Origin of the sequence: Xanthomonas sp. D-109 (assembly GCF_017746095.1) — a bacterium.
Lineage (GTDB): Bacteria > Pseudomonadota > Gammaproteobacteria > Xanthomonadales > Xanthomonadaceae > Xanthomonas_A > Xanthomonas_A sacchari.
Genome location: NZ_JAGHWV010000003.1, coordinates 186,815 through 202,327, shown reverse-complemented (window position 1 = coordinate 202,327; position 15,513 = coordinate 186,815). Strand labels below are relative to the sequence as shown.

The following is a 15,513-nucleotide window of genomic DNA, read 5'->3' as shown; positions in this document are numbered from 1 at the left end:
TCCCATGCGCGATCCGCTGTCATCGCCTGCGCCGTACCGCCCGCTGTATGCGTGGTACGTCACCCTCGTGCTGCTGCTGGCCTACACGCTGTCCTTCGTCGATCGGCAGATCCTGGGCCTGCTGGTGCAACCGATCAAGCGCGACCTGCAGCTGTCCGACTCGGCCTTCAGCCTGGTCCACGGCTTCGCCTTCGCGGTGTTCTACACGCTGATCGGGGTGATGCTGGGCCGCGTCGCCGACCGCCGCAACCGCCGCAACCTGATCGTGCTCGGCGTGGTGGTGTGGATCGCGGCCACCGCGGCCGGCGCCTACGTCACCAGCTTCTTCACCCTGTTCCTGGCGCGGGTGTTCGTCGGCGTCGGCGAGGCCTCGCTGTCGCCGGCGGCGTACTCGATGCTGGCCGACTACTTCCCGCCGGAAAAACGCGCGCGGGCGATGAGCGTGTACACCTCCGGGGTCTACATCGGCTCGGCGGCGGCGTTCATCGTCGGCGGCCTGGTGATCGCGGCGACCAGCAAGGAGAGCACGGTGGTGCTGCCGCTGCTGGGCAGCTTCCGGCCCTGGCAGGCGGCCTTCATTCTGGTGGCGCTGCCCGGCCTGGCGGTGATCGCGCTGATGGCCACGGTGCGCGAGCCGGCGCGGCGCGAGCAGGCCGCGGCGGTGCCGAGCGTGCGCCCGGACCTGAGCCACCTGCGCGACAACGCGCGGGTGTACGTGGCGCTGTTCCTGGCCAACGGCGTGATCGCGATGATCACTTTCGGCATCACCGCCTGGCTGCCGGCCACCTTCATCCGCCGCTGGCAGTGGACCCCGGGCGAGATCGGCCCGGCCTACGGCATCATCATCCTCACCTTCGGCATCGCCGGCATGCTGTTCAGCGGCTTCCTCGCCGATCGCCTGGCCGCGCGCGGCAGCCGCGATGCGGCGCTGAAGATCTCGCTGGTCGGGGCGGTGCTGCTGGTGGTGAGCAGTGCGCTGTTCGCGATCGCGCCGGGGCCGTGGCTGGCGCTGGCAGCAGTGGCGCTAACCACGTTCGTGCTGGGCATGCCGGTGGCGCTGGCGCCGGCGATCCTGCAGGCGGTCACGCCGAACCGGCTGCGCGGCCAGGTCACCTCGATCTACCTGCTGCTGGTCAACCTGATCGGACTGGGCCTGGGGCCGTACCTGGTGGCGCTGGGCACCGACCACGTGCTCGCCGACGAGCGCCAGGTCGGGCTGTCGCTGGGCGTGGTGTGCATGGGTGCGGCGCTGCTCGGCGCGCTGTGCCTGTGGACCGCCGCCACGCCGTACCGGGCGCTGCTGCGGCGCGTGGACGCGGCGTTGTGACCATGCGCGGTCATGCCCCTACAATGCAATGGCGACGGTGTTGCCGGCCGGCGCCGACGGATGCGTGCGCAGCCGCCGCGACCTGGCCGCAGGATGCCCCTTGCAGGAAGCGCAGTGAGTTCGAAACCGAGTCCCGAGATGTCCCACAGCGCGTTGCCCGCCGATCCGCATTCGGCGGACAGCGTGGACCAGCGGCGCCTGACCAGCCTGATCGGCTACCGCATCACCCGCACCGAACTGCAGGTGCGGCGGCTGTTTCAGGATTGCGTGCGCGCCTTCGAGCTGAAGCCGGTGGAATATTCGCTGCTGGTGCTGGTGGACGCCAATCCCGGCATCAACCAGCGGCAGCTGGGCGAGGTGCTGAGCGTGTCGCCGCCGAACCTGGCGATCGTGGTCGCGCGCCTGGTCAAGCGCAAACTGCTGCGGCAGGTGCGCGGGCGCCAGGATCGGCGCATGCAGCATCTGCATCTGACCACCGCCGGCACGGCGCTGCTGGCGCAGGCCGAAGCCGAAGTGGTGCGCATGGAGCAGCAGCTCGGCACCGCGCTCGGCGCGACCTCGGCGCGCGCGCTGCTGCAGGCGCTGGACCGGCTGGACGCGCTCGACCGCCTGTAGCCCTGTGCGTGGGCGCAGCCGGCCTGCGCCGCGCGCCCGTCTTCCCCGTTGATGACCGACCCGCCGCCAGCGTCCCGCTGATGCTGCGCGTCGCCGTGCGGCCGCGCCCTGTGCGCGGCGGCGCCTGTTCGCGTTTCTCTTCCCCCGCACCCCGTCGTTCCCCTTTCGCTTGGAGTGCCTGTCCGTGACCCGTGTCTGCCACCGTGTTCCGTCGCCGCCGCGTACCCGCCCGCGGATGTCCCTGCTCGCCCTGCTGACCATTGCCTGCGCCGCCCCGGCGGCCGCGCAATCGGTGCCGCAGAGCGCCACCCTGCCGACCGGCATCAACACCGGCGGCACCAGTTTCTTCGACGGTTTCAGCAAACCCAACCCGGGCTGGACAGCGATCCAGTATCTGCGCCGCTACGACTTCGATGCGATCAAGGACGCGCACGGCGACGACGTGCCGGTGTTCCGCGATCCGCACATCGGCTCCTCGGTGTGGGTGACCCAGGTGGCCTACCTCAGCGACTACAAACTGTTCGGTGGCTCCCTCGGCATCACCGCGCTGGCCGCGCTGGTCGACCTGGACACGTCGTTCGCCTACGACAGCCCGGTGCGGCTGCGCGACAACGGCCTCGGCCTGGGCGACCTGACCATCGGCCCGTACCTGCAGATGGCGCCGGTGATCCGCGACGGCCGGCCGGTGTTCTCGCAGCGCTTCGAACTGGATGCGCTGGCGCCGATCGGCAAGTTCGACCGCAACCGCGACGTCAACCAGGGCGCGGGCTACTGGTCGGTGCTGCCGAGCTGGGCCTTCAGCATCCTGCCGACGCCGCGCTGGGAGATCAGCGGGCGGCTGAACTACATCTACAACTTCCGCGCCGACAAGGCCTCCAACGTGCCGCAGGGCGATGGCTTCGTGTTCCGCAACGGCCAGGCCGGCGACGCCGCCTGGCTCAACTTCGCCAGCTCGCTGGAAGTGGTCAAGGACCTGCACCTGGGCATCAACGGCTACTACCTCAAGCAGTTGCGCGACAACCGCACCAATGGCGAACGCGTGGCCGACAGCAAGCAGACCCTGTTCTATCTCGGCCCCGGCCTGTCGTGGCGGATCGACCAGAAGAACATCTTCAACGCCAACTTCTACATGCCGGTGGAGGTCAAGAACGCGCCTTCCGGCCACAACGTCAACGTCCAGTACATCCATGTCTTCTGATCAACTCCGCAACGGACACGCGCTGCCATGAACCTGCACAACAAGACCCTCCTCGTCACCGGCGTGGCCTCCGGCATCGGCGCCGAGGTCGCGCGCCTGGCGCGCTTCCACGGCGCCACGGTGATCGGCATCGACCGCCAGCCGGTCAACATGACCCTGCACGGCTTCTACCAGGCCGATCTGGGCGATCCGGCCTCGATCGACGCGCTGGTGGCGCAGTTGCCCGAGCGCATCGATGCGCTGGCCAACATCGCCGGCGTGCCCGGCACCGCGCCGGTGGACGTGGTGGCCAAGGTCAACTACCTGGGCCTGCGTCATCTCAGCCAGGCGCTGCTGCCGCGCATCGTGCCCGGCGGCAGCATCATCAACATCGCCTCCATCCTCGGTGCCGAGTGGCCGCAGCGGCTGGACCTGCACAAGCAACTGGCCGCCACCGACAGCTACGCCGCCGGCAGCGACTGGCTGGCGGCGCATCCGGTGCCGCAGGACACCTGCTACCAGTACTTCAAGGAAGCGCTGATCGTGTGGACGCTGCTGCGTTCGCGCGACTGGTTCGCCGACCATTCGGTGCGCGTCAACAGCGTCGCGCCCGGCCCGGTGTTCACGCCGATCCTGGGCGATTTCGTCACCATGCTCGGGCCCGAGCGGGTCCAGGCCGATGCCGGCAAGATGAAGCGCCCGGCCTATGCCGACGAAGTGGCCGAAGCGGTGGTGTTCCTGGCCTCCGATGCGGCGCGCTGGATCAACGGCGTCAATCTGCCGGTGGACGGCGGACTGGCCGCCACGTCGATCTGAGCACGCCCCTGCCCATCTTTTCCACGAGAGTAGACATCATGCACAGCACCGAACCCCTGGCCGCCGCGTCCACCTGGAGCGAGCGCATCTTCAACGGCGAGTGGGTCGCCGCCCAGGGCGGCGTCCTCGAGGTGATCGAACCGGGCAGCGGCACGCCGCTGCACCGCGTCGGCCAGGCCAATGCGGCCGACGTGGCCACGGCGGTGGCGCAGGCGCGCGAGGCGCAACGCGCCTGGGCGGCCACGCCGCCGCGCGAGCGTGCGGCGGTGTTCCATCGCGCCGCGCAGGTGCTGCAGCAGCATGCGGCGGCGGCCGCGGCGCTGATCGCGCGCGAGACCGGTGGCATCCTGCCCAAGGGCGAGCACGAGGTGCGCGAGGCGATCGTGCTGCTGCAGCAGGCCGCGGCGATGCCGCTGCAGGCGCAGGGCCAGGTGCTGCCGACTGCGCCGGGCCGGCTGAGCCTGGCGCGGCGCCTGCCGCTGGGCGTGGTCGGAGTGATCTCGCCGTTCAACTTCCCGCTGGTGCTGTCGCTGCGCTCGGTGGCGCCGGCGCTGGCGGTGGGCAATGCGGTGGTGCTCAAGCCGGATCCGCGCACCCCGTACGCCGGCGGTTTCGTCATCGCCGAGGTGCTGCAGCAAGCGGGTTTGCCGAAGGGCCTGCTGCACGTGCTGCCGGGCGGCGCGGACGCCGGCCAGGCGCTGGTCGAGGCGCCTGGCGTGCCGATGATCGCGTTCACCGGGTCCACCGCCGCCGGCCGCCGCATCGGCGAGCTGGCCGGCAAGCACCTGAAGAAGACCGCGCTGGAACTGGGCGGCAAGAACTCGCTGATCGTGCTCGACGATGCCGACCTCGACAAGGCGGTGTCGGCGATCGCCTTCGGCGCGTATTTCCACCAGGGCCAGATCTGCATGGCCACCGGCCGCGTGCTGGTCCAGCGCAGCATCGCCGCCGAACTCACCCGGCGCCTGGCCGAGAAGGCGCGGCACCTGCCGGTCGGCGACCCGGCCACCGCCCATGTCGCGCTCGGCCCGATCATCGACCAGCGCCAGCTGCAGCACGTCAAGGACGTGGTCGATGCCTCGGTGGCGGCCGGCGCCGTGGTCGAGGCCGGCGGTACCCACGAGGGCCTGTTCTACGCGCCCACGGTGCTGTCGAACGTGCGGCCGGGCATGCCGGCGTTCGAGGAGGAAGTATTCGGCCCGGTCGCCAACGTGATCGCCTTCGACAGCGACGACGAGGCGGTGGCGCTGGCCAACCAGACCGAATACGGCCTGTCGGCCGGCATCCTGTCGGCCTCGGTCGGCCGCGCGATGGCGCTGGGCGAACGCCTGCACACCGGCCTGCTGCACATCAACGACCAGACCGTGGCCGACGAAGTCACCAATCCATTCGGCGGCACCGGCGCCTCCGGCAACGGCACCAGCATGGGCGGCCCCGCCGACTGGGGCCAGTACACGCATTGGCAGTGGGTGACGATCCAGGACAGCGCGCCGCAGTATCCGTTCTGAGTGTTGTGAGTCGCCGGGCGTCGCATCGGCGCCCGGTGATGCATGATGGATGCATTGCTCGCAGAACTATGTCTGCTCCGGCGCTTGCGTGTTGAGCTACGCGCGGCCGATACGGCGTTGGCCCTGAACTGTGGGAGGGACTTCAGTCCCGACGCCTCTGCGGTGACTCGCCATTGCGGCTGCGGTTCGTCGCGGCTGAAGCCGCTCCTACACCGGACGACGCCGATATTTCCCTGTACATCCTTGTAGGAGCGGCTTCAGCCGCGACCAAGCCGTCCCGACGCCCCCCTTCTTTCACCCCTGCGCCCGCTGCCGGAACTGCATCGGCGAACATCCGGCATGCCGGCGGAAGCAGCGGCTGAAATACGCCGCATCCGCATAGCCGAGGACCTCGGCGAGCTGCTGCACGGTCAGGGTGGTGTAGACCAGGCTGCGCCGTGCCTCGAGCATGATCCGGCGTTGCAGCAGTTCCAGTGCCGAGGCGCCGGCCAGGCGGCGGCACAGCGCGTTGAGATGGCTGCGGCTCAGTCCGAGCCGGTCGGCATAGCGGGCCAACGGCCAGTGTTCGCGGTAATGCGCGTCGATCAACGCGGTGTAGGCGCGCACATGGCGCGCGCCGCGGTCGGCGTCGTGCGGATCGGCGTGGGCCTGCGCCAGTGCGCCGCGTGCCGCCCACAGCAGGGCCTGCGTCGCCAGCGCCTGCAGCATCGGCTCGCGGCCGGGGCGGCGCTGCGCGTGTTCGACGGCGATGGCGGCGAAGCAGGCGTCGAGCATCGGTTGCTGGTCGCCCGCGGGCAGGCAGATCGGCTGTGCCAGCGCTTCGTCCAGGCTCGGCCACTGCGCCGCCAGGCGCTGCCGCAGCGGCGCCGATACGGTCACGATGTGGCCGCGCACGTTGCGCTGGAAGCGGAAGCCGTGCACGCACAGCGGCGGCAACAGCAGCAGGCATGGCCCCCGCAGGCGCTGCTGCGTTCCGTCCAAGTGCAGGCCAGCGCTGCCGCGCTGCAGATACAGCAACTGCAGCAGGTCGTCGTGGCGGTGCGGGCGGATGTGCCAGTCGTGCAGGCGGCTGCGCGCGGCGATGGATTCCCAGTGCAACTGGTCCGGTGTCTCGCGGTCGCCGGTCTCGCCGTACAGGCGGAAGGCCGGGACCGTGACGGGCGACGCGGCAGCGGCGGAGGCGTTGCGGGGCATCGGCGAAAAGTACCGGAATCGGTCGCAATGATCCATGTCCTCGGCGCGCCGCAGCCGGAACACTGTGCGTCGGTCCCATCCTGCGGAGGACGCATGCGTACCCAGGTCGCCATCGTCGGCGCCGGCCCGGCCGGACTGCTGCTCGGGCAGTTGCTGCACGGCCACGGCATCGATACCGTCATCGTCGAGCGGCAGACGCCCGAGCACGTGCTGTCGCGCATCCGCGCCGGTGTGCTGGAGCAAGGCACCGCCGACCTGCTGTGCGCCGCTGGTGCCGGCGCGCGCATGCAGCGCGAAGGCATCGTCCACCATGGCTTCGAGCTGGCGCTGGAGCAGCGCCGCGAACGCATTGAACTGAGCGCGGCGACCGGCGGCCGTGCGGTCACCGTCTACGGCCAGACCGAAGTGACCCGCGACCTGATGGACGCACGCCGTGCCGCCGGCGCCACCACGCTCTATTCCGTCGAGGAGGTGCATCTGCACGACATCGACGGGCCGCAGCCTTGGCTGAGTTTCGCGCAGGACGGCACCACGCAGCGCCTGGATTGCGACTACGTGGTCGGCTGCGACGGTTTCCATGGGGTGAGCCGCCGCGCGATCCCGGCCGAGGTGCTGCGCGTGTACGAACGGGTCTATCCGTTCGGATGGCTGGGCGTGCTGGCCGACACCCCGCCGGTGGCCGATGAACTGATCTATGCGCGCAATGCGCGCGGCTTCGCCCTGTGCAGCATGCGTTCGCCCACCCGTACCCGCTACTACGTGCAGGTGCCGGCGGACGAGCGGGTGGAGGACTGGTCGGACGAGCGCTTCTGGGACGAACTGCGCCGGCGCCTGCCCGACGACGTGGCGCAGGCGCTGGTCACCGGCCCGTCGCTGGAGAAGAGCATCGCACCGCTGCGCAGCTACGTCGCCGAGCCGATGCAGTACGGCCGCCTGTTCCTGGCCGGCGATGCCGCGCACATCGTGCCGCCGACCGGCGCCAAGGGCCTGAACCTCGCCGCCGGCGATGTCGGCCTGCTCGCGCACCTGTTCGCGCAGGCGCAGCAGGAGCGCAGCGACGCGCCCTTGCAGCGCTATTCGGAACTGGCGCTGCAACGCGTGTGGAAGGCCGAGCGCTTCTCCTGGTGGATGACCACGATGCTGCATCGCTTCCCGGACGAGGACGCGTTCAGCCGCCGTCTGCACGATGCGGAACTGGACTATCTGCTTGGGAGCGCCGCGGGCCGCGCGACCATTGCCGAGAATTACGCGGGACTGCCGTTGGCGCTTTAGAGCGGGGATTCGCTATTCGGGATTGTGGATTGGCAAAGCCGCGTCCCGGTTCCCCTGCGCACGTTCGATCGTGTCCTGCTCCGCTTTCTTCCAATTCCGAACTCCGAATCCCCACGCTCGACAGGAGAGTCGTCGATCATTGCGACCGATGACGGCGATCGAGCGCGCCGATGGATGACGGTGCAGCGCGCCAACGCATCGCTGCGCCATACCCTGCACGCGTACCTTCAGGTGCGTGTGCAGTGCGCCATTTCTGATGTCGAGGTAACTGTGGCGATTCTCCCAGACCAGAGAAAAAGCCGGTAAATCCGCCTGTTTTTGGCGGTTTACGAGATCGCGCAGGCACTGCACGTTGTTACGCTGCAGTCGCGGCGGTGCCCTCGTTGGCGCGCATCGCGGCAGCGCGACGTCATCGCGCATTCCCCTGTTCCCCCATCGGAGCGTCTTCCATGAAGATCCGTTTTCAGGCCTGTCTGCTGGCACTGCTGCTTGCGCTTCCCGTCGCGTCCGCGTTCGCGCAGACCGCGGTCACCGCCAATCCCAACCACGAACAGCTGCTGCATGGCGAGGACTGGCGCACCACCGCCAACAAGCGCCTTGTCTACGACTTCTGGCGCATCGTGTTCGAAGCCGGGCACACCGAATATGCGCCGATGTACATGGCCAAGGACTACATCCAGCACAACCCCAACGTGGCCAACGGCCGCGATGCGTTCCTGGCGTTCCTGACCTCCTTCGTCAAGCCGACGCCGATCCAGCCGCGCGTGCAGTTGCCGCTGGTGGCGATCCTGGCCGAGGGCGACTACGTGACCCTGGTGTCAGTGCGCACGCTGCCCGATCCCAAGGACGCCAGCAAGACCTACACCACCACCTGGTTCGACATGTTCCGCATCCAGAACGGCAAGATCCAGGAGCATTGGGACGCGGCGACCAAGTGAGGTCGCGTCGCGCGCGTTGATCGCCGGCAGGCGCCGTCCACCCGCGTGGATGGCGCCTGCGTGCTGCGAAGGGAGTGCGCGCAGGCGTCAGAACGCGTCGGCGCGGTAGCCCGTGTCGATGCTGACGCTGCCGCCGAGCGCACGCGAGACGCAGGCGCACAGCTTGCGGTTGCTGTGGCGCTGTTCGTCGCTGAGGAACACGTCGCGGTGGTCCAGCGGGGCGGCCGCGTCCAGCACCTCGACCACGCACAGGCCGCATTCGCCGCGGCGGCAGTCGGCCATGACTTCCACGCCGGCCGCGCTCAGCGCGTCCAGCAGCGATTCGTTCTCGGCCACCTGTACGGTCTTGCCCAGCGCCGGCACCTGCACCACGAACGGCTGCGCCGGCGCGTTGCCGCTGTTGCCGAAGGTCTCGAAGTGCAGGCGCGCGCGGGCGCGGCCGTCGTCGCGCCAGCGTTGCCGCAGTTCGTCCAGCAGCGGCAGCGGGCCGCAGGCGTAGACGTCGGCGTTGCGCGGCCATTGCGCGATGTGCGCCGCCAGCTCGAGCTGGCCTAGGTGTTCGGGGCAGAACAGCTGCAGGCGCTCGCCCAGCAGGTCCTGCAAATGCTCCAGGTAGGCCATGCTCGCACGGCTGCGGCCGGCGTAGAGCACCTGGAACGGGATGCGCCCGCGTGCCAGCCGCTGCGCCATGCCCAGGATCGGAGTGATGCCGATGCCGCCGGCGACCAGCACGATGTGCTCGGCGGTCTCGTCCAGCGCGAAGTGGTTGTTGGGCGAGGAAATCTCCAGTTGGTCGCCCGGCGCAAGCGCCCACATCGCGCGCGAACCGCCGCGGCTGTCCGGCACCGCGCGCACCGCGATGCGGTAGTGGCCGTCGGCGGCCGGCTCGCCGACCAGGGAGTAGGAGCGTTCGTGCCAGGTCTCGCCGATGCGCACACGCACGTCGAGATGGCTGCCCACGGTGAACGGGCGGCTGGCGCGGCCGGGATCAAGCACGATCTCGCGCACGTCCTGGCACGGCGTGGCGATGGCGACGACGCGGGCGGTGGTCCACTGGGTGTCTTTGCGCATGGCGGGGTCCGGCAGGCGGGAAGAGGAGGTTGGTACGGCGCGCGCCGCGATCAGGCCGGCGGACGCCGCCGCAGCAGGCGGCTGCCGGGAATCTGCCCCAGCGCGTTCTGGTCGTGCAGGGCGTGATGCGCGTTGCGCTGCGCCAGTCGCGCGTGTTCGCGCATCAACGCTTCGGCGCGTGCGCCTTCGCGGCGCACGATCGCATCCAGCACCTGGCGGTGCTGGTCCTGCGCGATCGACAGCACGGTGGCCGCGTGGCCGCGTTCGAGCACGAAGCTGCTGGGCGAGGCGAACGGCAGTTGCGCGACGCGCGCGAACTCGCGCGAGAGCAGCGCACTGCCGGCCATCTCGAACAGCAGCGCGTGCCAGTGCGCATTGCAGTCCACATAGCGGGCGAAGGCGTCCTCGCTCAGCGGTCGCGACGCCAGCACGGCGTCGATCTGCGCCAGCAGCGCCTGCGCCCGCGTCAGCAAGGCCGGCTCGGCACCGCGCTCGGCGGCGCGGCGCGCGGCCAGGCCTTCCAGGGTGCCGCGCAGTTCGATGGCGTCGTCCACATCGGCCTCGTCGAACGCCTGCACCGCGTAGCCGCCGCCGCGCAGCGGCTGCACCAGGCCTTCCTCGGCCAGTCGCTGCAGGGCGGCGCGCACCGGCGTGCGCGAGACGCCCAGGCGCTCCACCAGGGCGACCTCGGACAGGCGTTCGCCGGCGGGCAGGGCGCCGGCCAGGATCAGCTCACGCACTTCCAGCAGGGCGCGGGTGGTCTGGGCGGCACTGGAGCGGAACGGATGCGCGGCGGACATGGCGGTGGCTCCGGGATCCTGGCGGCGGTTCATCCGACCATGCGCAGTTGCAGGTCCTGGTTGCGCTGCTCGGCGGCGACCATGCGTTCGATCAGCCGCCGCGCCCACATGCCGCCGGCATCGACATTGAGGTTGTAGAACACATGATCCGGATGCGCGTCGATGGCGCGTTGTTGCGCTTCCAGCACCAGCTCGTCCTCGCCGAACACGCCGGTGACGCCGTCGCGCAGGCGCGTGGTGATCGATTGCTCGTGCAGCGAGTGATTGCGCACGAACGCCCAGAAGTAGTGACAGGTACGGTCGGTTTCCGGGGTGATGGTGTTGAGCACGTAGCCGTTGACCCCGCGCGAGCGATCGCCCTGCGGCGCGCCGCTGCCGGCCACCGCCACGCCGACGTCGATGGCGATGGTGCAGGGCGCCTCGAAGCGGATGATCTGCCAGCGGTCGACCTTGCCGCGGTAGCCGTGCGCGTGTTCGATTTGCCAGGCCCAGAACGGCGGCGGGTCGATGTCCAGCATCCAGCGCGAGACCACCGTGCTGCGTTCGCCGTGGACCACGTCGAACGGCGCCTCGGCGACCTCGTCCTGGCCGATGCTGGAGCCGTGCACGAAGGTCTCGTGGGTCAGGTCCATCAGGTTGTCCAGCACCAGCCGGTAGTCGCACTTGACGTGGATGGTGCGGCCGTCGCCGGCCCAGGCCGGGTCGTCGTTCCAGTGCAGGTCCGGCACCAGTGCGGGGTCGGCCAGCGCCGCATCGCCCGGCCACACCCAGACGTAGCGGTGCCGTTCCACGGTGGGGAAGCGGCGCACGCAGGCGGACGGATTGATGGTGTCCTGCGAGGGCATGTGCACGCAGCGCCCGTTCGCGTCGTAGACCAGGCCGTGGTAGCCGCAGACCACGTCGTCGCCGCGCAGCCGGCCCATCGACAGCGGCACCAGCCGGTGCCAGCAGGCGTCCTCGAGCGCGGCCACGCGGCCGCTGCTGGTGCGGTACAGCACGATGTCCAGGTTGCACACCTTGCGCGGCAGCAGCGCGTGCTTGACCTCGTGATCCCAGGCGATGGCGTACCAGGCATTGAGCGGAAATGCCGGAGCGGACGACTGCATGGCGGCGACCTCGATTGTGTATACAACAGGCTGGGGAAGATCCTTGCGTGTTGCGGGCCGATGGCGAACTCGCAGTGCCATCGCGCCGTCGCCCGATGCGGGGCGACGGTGGAATGTATACAACAGGGCGGGACCGGCACGCCGTTGCCATGGCGTTAAATTGTTCGTTTATCGAACCGTGCATCCGATAATCGGATTGACCGCCCGCCGGAGCGGGCCTAACGTGGCCTCCCGAAGCGACCTGGAGGAGGATGTCGTGGCAGACCCCGTAATGCGCCTGCGCCCCCGTGCGCTGCGCCCCCGGCCGGCGACGGCGGAGCGGCGCCGATGATCGACAAGACCCTGGACTCGTGCGCTGCGGCGGTGGCCGACATCCACGATGGCGCCACGGTGATGATCGGCGGCTTCGGCACCGCGGGCATGCCCGACGCGCTGATCGATGCGTTGATCGCGCAGGGTGCGCGCGAACTCACCATCGTCAACAACAACGCCGGCAACGGCGAGACCGGGCTGGCTGCGCTGATCAAGCACAAGCGCGTGCGCAAGATCGTGTGCTCGTTCCCGCGGCAGAGCGACTCGCAGCACTTCGACGCGGCCTACCGCGCCGGCGAGCTGGAACTGGAACTGGTCCCGCAGGGCAACCTGGCCGCGCGCATCCACGCCGCCGGCAACGGCCTGGGTGCGATCTTCACCCCGACCGGCTACGGCACCGAGCTGGCCGCCGGCAAGGAGACCCGCGAGATCGACGGCCGCCACTACGTGCTGGAGTATCCGATCCGCGCCGACTTCGCGCTGATCAAGGCGCATCACGGCGACCGCTGGGGCAACCTGGTGTACCGCAAGACCGCGCGCAACTTCGGCCCGCTGATGGCGATGGCCGCCACCTGCGCGATCGTGCAGGTGGAAAAGGTGGTGGAGCTGGGCGCGCTGGATCCGGAAGCGGTGGTGACCCCGGGCATCTTCGTGCAACGGCTGGTGGCGGTGCGCACCGCGCAGGAGGACGCATGCACGCATTGAACGGGCGCGGCATCGACCGCAACGCGCTGGCCGCACGGGTGGCGCGCGATATTCCGGAGGGCGCCTACGTCAACCTGGGCATCGGCCTGCCGACCGCGGTGGCCAACTTCCTGCCGGCGGACAAGGAGATCTTCCTGCACAGCGAGAACGGCCTGCTCGGCATGGGGCCGGCGCCGCCGCCGGGACAGGAGGACCTGGATCTGATCAACGCCGGCAAGCAGCCGGTGACGCTGCTGACCGGCGGCTGCTATTTCCACCACGCCGACTCGTTCGCGATGATGCGCAGCGGGCGCCTGGACGTGTGCGTGCTCGGTGCGTTCCAGGTGTCGGTGCACGGCGACCTGGCCAACTGGAGCACCGGCGCGGCCGATGCGATTCCCGCGGTCGGCGGCGCGATGGACCTGGCGATCGGCGCCAAGCAGGTCTACGTGATGATGGAATTGCTGACCAAGCGCGGCGAGCCGAAGCTGGTCAGCACGTGCAGCTATCCGCTGACCGGGCTGCGCTGCGTGTCGCGGGTGTACACCGACCTGGGCGTGTTCGCGCTGGGGCCGGACGGCGCGCGCGTACTCGAACTGGTCGAAGGCGTGAGCCTGGACGACCTGCGCCAGGCCACCGGGCTGGCGCTGACCCTGGCCGATTCCACGGAGGCGGCATGAACGAGGCCTACATCATCGACGGCGTCCGCACGCCGATCGGCCGCTACGGCGGCGCCCTGGCCGGGGTGCGCGCGGACGATCTCGGCGCGGTGCCGCTGCAGGCGCTGCTGGCGCGGCAGCCGCAGCTGGACCCGGCGCAACTCGACGACGTCTACCTGGGCTGCGCCAACCAGGCCGGCGAGGACAACCGCAACGTCGCGCGCATGAGCCTGCTGCTGGCCGGCCTGCCGTTCGGCGTGCCGGGCAGCACGGTCAACCGCCTGTGCGGCTCCGGCCTGGATGCCATCGGCACCGTCGCGCGCGGCATCCGCGCCGGCGAGCTGGGCCTGGCCATCGCCGGCGGCGTCGAGTCGATGTCGCGCGCGCCGTGGGTGATGGGCAAGGCCGACAGCGCCTTCGCCCGCAACCAGCAGCTCGAGGACACCACCATGGGTTGGCGCTTCGTCAATCCGAAGCTGCAGCAACTGTATGGCGTGGAGCTGATGGGCGAGACCGCCGAGAACGTGGCCGCGCGCTACGGCATCTCGCGCGAGGACCAGGACGCCTTCGCCCTGCGCAGCCAGCAGCGCACGGCGGCCGCGCAGGCCGCCGGCTTCTTCGACGGCGAGATCGTGCCGGTGGCCGCCCCGGGCAGGAAGCGCGGCGAGACCATCGAGGTCGGTGTCGACGAGCATCCGCGCGCCGACACCACCCTCGAGGCGCTGGCCAGGCTCAAGCCGATCTTCCGCCAGCCCGGCACGGTCACCGCCGGCAATGCCTCGGGCATCAACGACGGCGCCGCAGCGCTGCTGCTGGCCAGCGACGCGCAGGTGCAGGCGCTGGGCCTGACCCCGCGCGCACGCGTGCTGGGCTTCGCCAGTGCCGGCGTGGAGCCGGCCTACATGGGCATCGGCCCGGTGCCGGCCACGCGCAAGCTGCTGGCGCGGCTGGGGCTGTCCATCGGCGACTTCGATGCGATCGAACTCAACGAGGCGTTTGCCGCGCAGGGCCTGGCCTGCCTGCGCGAACTCGGCGTCGCCGACGATGCCGCACACGTCAACGCCAACGGCGGCGCGATCGCGCTCGGTCATCCGCTGGGCATGAGCGGCGCGCGCCTCGCCCTGACCCTGCTGCGCCAGCTCGAGGCTACGGGTGGTCGCCGCGGCCTGGCGACCATGTGCATCGGCGTCGGCCAGGGCGTGGCGCTGGCGATCGAGCGGCTGTAGCCGCTCGCCCCATCGACGCTGCGCCCCGCACGCCTGCATCATCCTTCCAGCCAACCGGCTCCGCGCGGAGCCAGCGAGACCCGCACGATGCGCGACAACACCCCCATCGATCCCCTGCTCGGCTATCGGCGCCCGTACCCCGGGACGCAGCCGGCCTACCTGCACCCGCCCTACGCCTCCACCGGCGCACGCGGCCCGACCCGCGATCCGATCGCGATCCCGCTGACCCTGTCCGAGGCCACCGGCCCGACCCTGGACCGCACCACCCTCGGCGAACACGCCGCCGATCTCACCGCCGGCTTCCCCGGCGCGCCGCTGGGCGAGCGCATCATCGTCAGCGGGCGCCTGCTCGACGAGAACGGCAAGCCGGTGCGCAACAGCGTGGTGGAGGTGTGGCAGTGCAACGCCGCCGGCCGCTACCTGCACGCCGGCGACCAGCACGACGCGCCGCTGGATCCCAACTTCACCGGCACCGGCCAGGTGCTGACCGACGACCACGGCCGCTACCGCTTCACCACCATCAAGCCCGGCGCGTATCCGTGGCGCAACCACTACAACGCCTGGCGCCCGGCGCACATCCATTTCTCGCTGCACGGCGACGGCATCGGCCAGCGCCTGGTCACGCAGATGTATTTCCCCGGCGATCCGTTGCTGGCGTTCGACCCGATCTTCAACTGCGTGGAGGACCCGAAGGCGCGCGAGCGCATGGTCTCCGCGTTCGACTGGGAGACCACCGCCAACGAGTTCGCGCTGGGCTACCGTTTCGACATCGTCCTGCGCGGACGCAAGCAGACCCCTTGGGAGTGAG

At 70.1% G+C, this 15,513-nt stretch carries 16 protein-coding genes; 11 read left to right on the top strand and 5 right to left on the bottom strand.

Annotated features, from left to right (window positions below):
* Nucleotides 1-4 precede the first annotated feature (4 nt).
* The 5 genes from J7357_RS05360 (at nucleotide 5) to J7357_RS05340 (ending at nucleotide 5,443) form a co-directional block, all read left to right on the top strand.
* Entirely contained in the window at nucleotides 5-1,327 is a 1,323-nt protein-coding gene (locus J7357_RS05360; RefSeq protein WP_209245269.1) for an MFS transporter, read from the top strand.
* A gap of 138 nt (nucleotides 1,328-1,465) precedes the next feature.
* Nucleotides 1,466-1,942: a MarR family transcriptional regulator gene (locus tag J7357_RS05355; RefSeq protein ID WP_209245268.1), complete on the top strand. Its 477-nt coding sequence runs from the start codon at nucleotides 1,466-1,468 to the stop codon at nucleotides 1,940-1,942.
* Nucleotides 1,943-2,177: 235 nt separating this feature from the next.
* Nucleotides 2,178-3,140 carry a transporter gene (locus J7357_RS05350; RefSeq protein WP_209245267.1) on the top strand — a complete coding sequence of 321 codons (963 nt, stop codon included), beginning with the start codon at nucleotides 2,178-2,180 and terminating at the stop codon, nucleotides 3,138-3,140.
* 27 nt (nucleotides 3,141-3,167) lie between these two features.
* Entirely contained in the window at nucleotides 3,168-3,935 is a 768-nt protein-coding gene (locus J7357_RS05345; protein ID WP_209245266.1) for a coniferyl-alcohol dehydrogenase, read from the top strand.
* 38 nt (nucleotides 3,936-3,973) lie between these two features.
* Nucleotides 3,974-5,443 carry a benzaldehyde dehydrogenase gene (locus J7357_RS05340; RefSeq protein WP_209245265.1) on the top strand — a complete coding sequence of 490 codons (1,470 nt, stop codon included), beginning with the start codon at nucleotides 3,974-3,976 and terminating at the stop codon, nucleotides 5,441-5,443.
* 294 nt (nucleotides 5,444-5,737) lie between these two features.
* On the opposite strand, the gene J7357_RS05335 is transcribed toward J7357_RS05340, so the two are convergent.
* Nucleotides 5,738-6,637 (bottom strand): helix-turn-helix domain-containing protein, encoded by a 900-nt coding sequence (locus tag J7357_RS05335; protein WP_209245264.1) that lies wholly within the window; start codon nucleotides 6,635-6,637, stop codon nucleotides 5,738-5,740.
* A gap of 93 nt (nucleotides 6,638-6,730) precedes the next feature.
* On the opposite strand from J7357_RS05335, the gene pobA reads away from it, so the two are divergent.
* Nucleotides 6,731-7,909, top strand: coding sequence for a 4-hydroxybenzoate 3-monooxygenase (gene pobA / locus J7357_RS05330; RefSeq protein WP_209245263.1), 1,179 nt, complete (start codon nucleotides 6,731-6,733; stop codon nucleotides 7,907-7,909).
* A gap of 12 nt (nucleotides 7,910-7,921) precedes the next feature.
* On the opposite strand, the gene J7357_RS05325 is transcribed toward pobA, so the two are convergent.
* Nucleotides 7,922-8,329, bottom strand: a complete 408-nt coding sequence (locus J7357_RS05325; protein WP_209245262.1) for a hypothetical protein — start codon at nucleotides 8,327-8,329, stop codon at nucleotides 7,922-7,924.
* Nucleotides 8,330-8,358: 29 nt separating this feature from the next.
* Between J7357_RS05325 and J7357_RS05320 the strand changes: the two genes are divergently transcribed.
* Nucleotides 8,359-8,847 (top strand): nuclear transport factor 2 family protein, encoded by a 489-nt coding sequence (locus J7357_RS05320; RefSeq protein ID WP_209231239.1) that lies wholly within the window; start codon nucleotides 8,359-8,361, stop codon nucleotides 8,845-8,847.
* Nucleotides 8,848-8,934: 87 nt separating this feature from the next.
* Here J7357_RS05320 and J7357_RS05315 read toward each other — a convergent pair whose 3' ends face one another.
* From J7357_RS05315 to J7357_RS05305, 3 genes are read right to left on the bottom strand one after another with little or no spacing between them, the layout of a single operon-like run.
* The gene (locus tag J7357_RS05315) at nucleotides 8,935-9,918 is read right to left on the bottom strand and encodes a PDR/VanB family oxidoreductase (protein ID WP_209245261.1); all 984 of its coding nucleotides are present in this window, start codon (nucleotides 9,916-9,918) and stop codon (nucleotides 8,935-8,937) included.
* A gap of 50 nt (nucleotides 9,919-9,968) precedes the next feature.
* Nucleotides 9,969-10,718, bottom strand: a complete 750-nt coding sequence (locus J7357_RS05310; protein WP_209245260.1) for a GntR family transcriptional regulator — start codon at nucleotides 10,716-10,718, stop codon at nucleotides 9,969-9,971.
* A 29-nt stretch (nucleotides 10,719-10,747) separates the two neighbouring features.
* Nucleotides 10,748-11,824 carry an aromatic ring-hydroxylating dioxygenase subunit alpha gene (locus tag J7357_RS05305; RefSeq protein ID WP_209245259.1) on the bottom strand — a complete coding sequence of 359 codons (1,077 nt, stop codon included), beginning with the start codon at nucleotides 11,822-11,824 and terminating at the stop codon, nucleotides 10,748-10,750.
* A gap of 327 nt (nucleotides 11,825-12,151) precedes the next feature.
* On the opposite strand from J7357_RS05305, the gene J7357_RS05300 reads away from it, so the two are divergent.
* The 4 genes from J7357_RS05300 (at nucleotide 12,152) to pcaH (ending at nucleotide 15,512) form a co-directional block, all read left to right on the top strand.
* Nucleotides 12,152-12,841, top strand: coding sequence for a 3-oxoacid CoA-transferase subunit A (locus tag J7357_RS05300; protein WP_209245258.1), 690 nt, complete (start codon nucleotides 12,152-12,154; stop codon nucleotides 12,839-12,841).
* On the top strand, nucleotides 12,829-13,500 hold the full coding sequence (locus J7357_RS05295; RefSeq protein WP_209245257.1) for a 3-oxoacid CoA-transferase subunit B: 672 nt from the start codon (nucleotides 12,829-12,831) through the stop codon (nucleotides 13,498-13,500). The genes J7357_RS05300 and J7357_RS05295 overlap by 13 nt, the downstream gene beginning before the upstream one ends.
* The gene (gene pcaF / locus J7357_RS05290; RefSeq protein ID WP_209245256.1) at nucleotides 13,497-14,705 is read left to right on the top strand and encodes a 3-oxoadipyl-CoA thiolase; all 1,209 of its coding nucleotides are present in this window, start codon (nucleotides 13,497-13,499) and stop codon (nucleotides 14,703-14,705) included. Before J7357_RS05295 ends, pcaF begins: the two co-directional genes overlap by 4 nt.
* Before the next feature lie 87 nt (nucleotides 14,706-14,792).
* Nucleotides 14,793-15,512 carry a protocatechuate 3,4-dioxygenase subunit beta gene (gene pcaH / locus J7357_RS05285; RefSeq protein WP_209245255.1) on the top strand — a complete coding sequence of 240 codons (720 nt, stop codon included), beginning with the start codon at nucleotides 14,793-14,795 and terminating at the stop codon, nucleotides 15,510-15,512.
* Nucleotide 15,513: the final 1 nt, after the last annotated feature.

Excerpts from the sequence above, each read along its gene's own strand:
- J7357_RS05360 (WP_209245269.1), top strand. The coding sequence starts at position 5 with ATGCGCGATCCGCTGTCATCGCCTGCGCCGTACCGCCCGCTGTATGCG.
- J7357_RS05355 (WP_209245268.1), top strand. The coding sequence starts at position 1,466 with ATGTCCCACAGCGCGTTGCCCGCCGATCCGCATTCGGCGGACAGCGTG.
- J7357_RS05350 (WP_209245267.1), top strand. The coding sequence starts at position 2,178 with ATGTCCCTGCTCGCCCTGCTGACCATTGCCTGCGCCGCCCCGGCGGCC.
- J7357_RS05345 (WP_209245266.1), top strand. The coding sequence starts at position 3,168 with ATGAACCTGCACAACAAGACCCTCCTCGTCACCGGCGTGGCCTCCGGC.
- J7357_RS05340 (WP_209245265.1), top strand. The coding sequence starts at position 3,974 with ATGCACAGCACCGAACCCCTGGCCGCCGCGTCCACCTGGAGCGAGCGC.
- J7357_RS05335 (WP_209245264.1), bottom strand. The coding sequence starts at position 6,637 with ATGCCCCGCAACGCCTCCGCCGCTGCCGCGTCGCCCGTCACGGTCCCG.
- pobA (WP_209245263.1), top strand. The coding sequence starts at position 6,731 with ATGCGTACCCAGGTCGCCATCGTCGGCGCCGGCCCGGCCGGACTGCTG.
- J7357_RS05325 (WP_209245262.1), bottom strand. The coding sequence starts at position 8,329 with ATGCGCGATGACGTCGCGCTGCCGCGATGCGCGCCAACGAGGGCACCG.
- J7357_RS05320 (WP_209231239.1), top strand. The coding sequence starts at position 8,359 with ATGAAGATCCGTTTTCAGGCCTGTCTGCTGGCACTGCTGCTTGCGCTT.
- J7357_RS05315 (WP_209245261.1), bottom strand. The coding sequence starts at position 9,918 with ATGCGCAAAGACACCCAGTGGACCACCGCCCGCGTCGTCGCCATCGCC.
- J7357_RS05310 (WP_209245260.1), bottom strand. The coding sequence starts at position 10,718 with ATGTCCGCCGCGCATCCGTTCCGCTCCAGTGCCGCCCAGACCACCCGC.
- J7357_RS05305 (WP_209245259.1), bottom strand. The coding sequence starts at position 11,824 with ATGCAGTCGTCCGCTCCGGCATTTCCGCTCAATGCCTGGTACGCCATC.
- J7357_RS05300 (WP_209245258.1), top strand. The coding sequence starts at position 12,152 with ATGATCGACAAGACCCTGGACTCGTGCGCTGCGGCGGTGGCCGACATC.
- J7357_RS05295 (WP_209245257.1), top strand. The coding sequence starts at position 12,829 with ATGCACGCATTGAACGGGCGCGGCATCGACCGCAACGCGCTGGCCGCA.
- pcaF (WP_209245256.1), top strand. The coding sequence starts at position 13,497 with ATGAACGAGGCCTACATCATCGACGGCGTCCGCACGCCGATCGGCCGC.
- pcaH (WP_209245255.1), top strand. The coding sequence starts at position 14,793 with ATGCGCGACAACACCCCCATCGATCCCCTGCTCGGCTATCGGCGCCCG.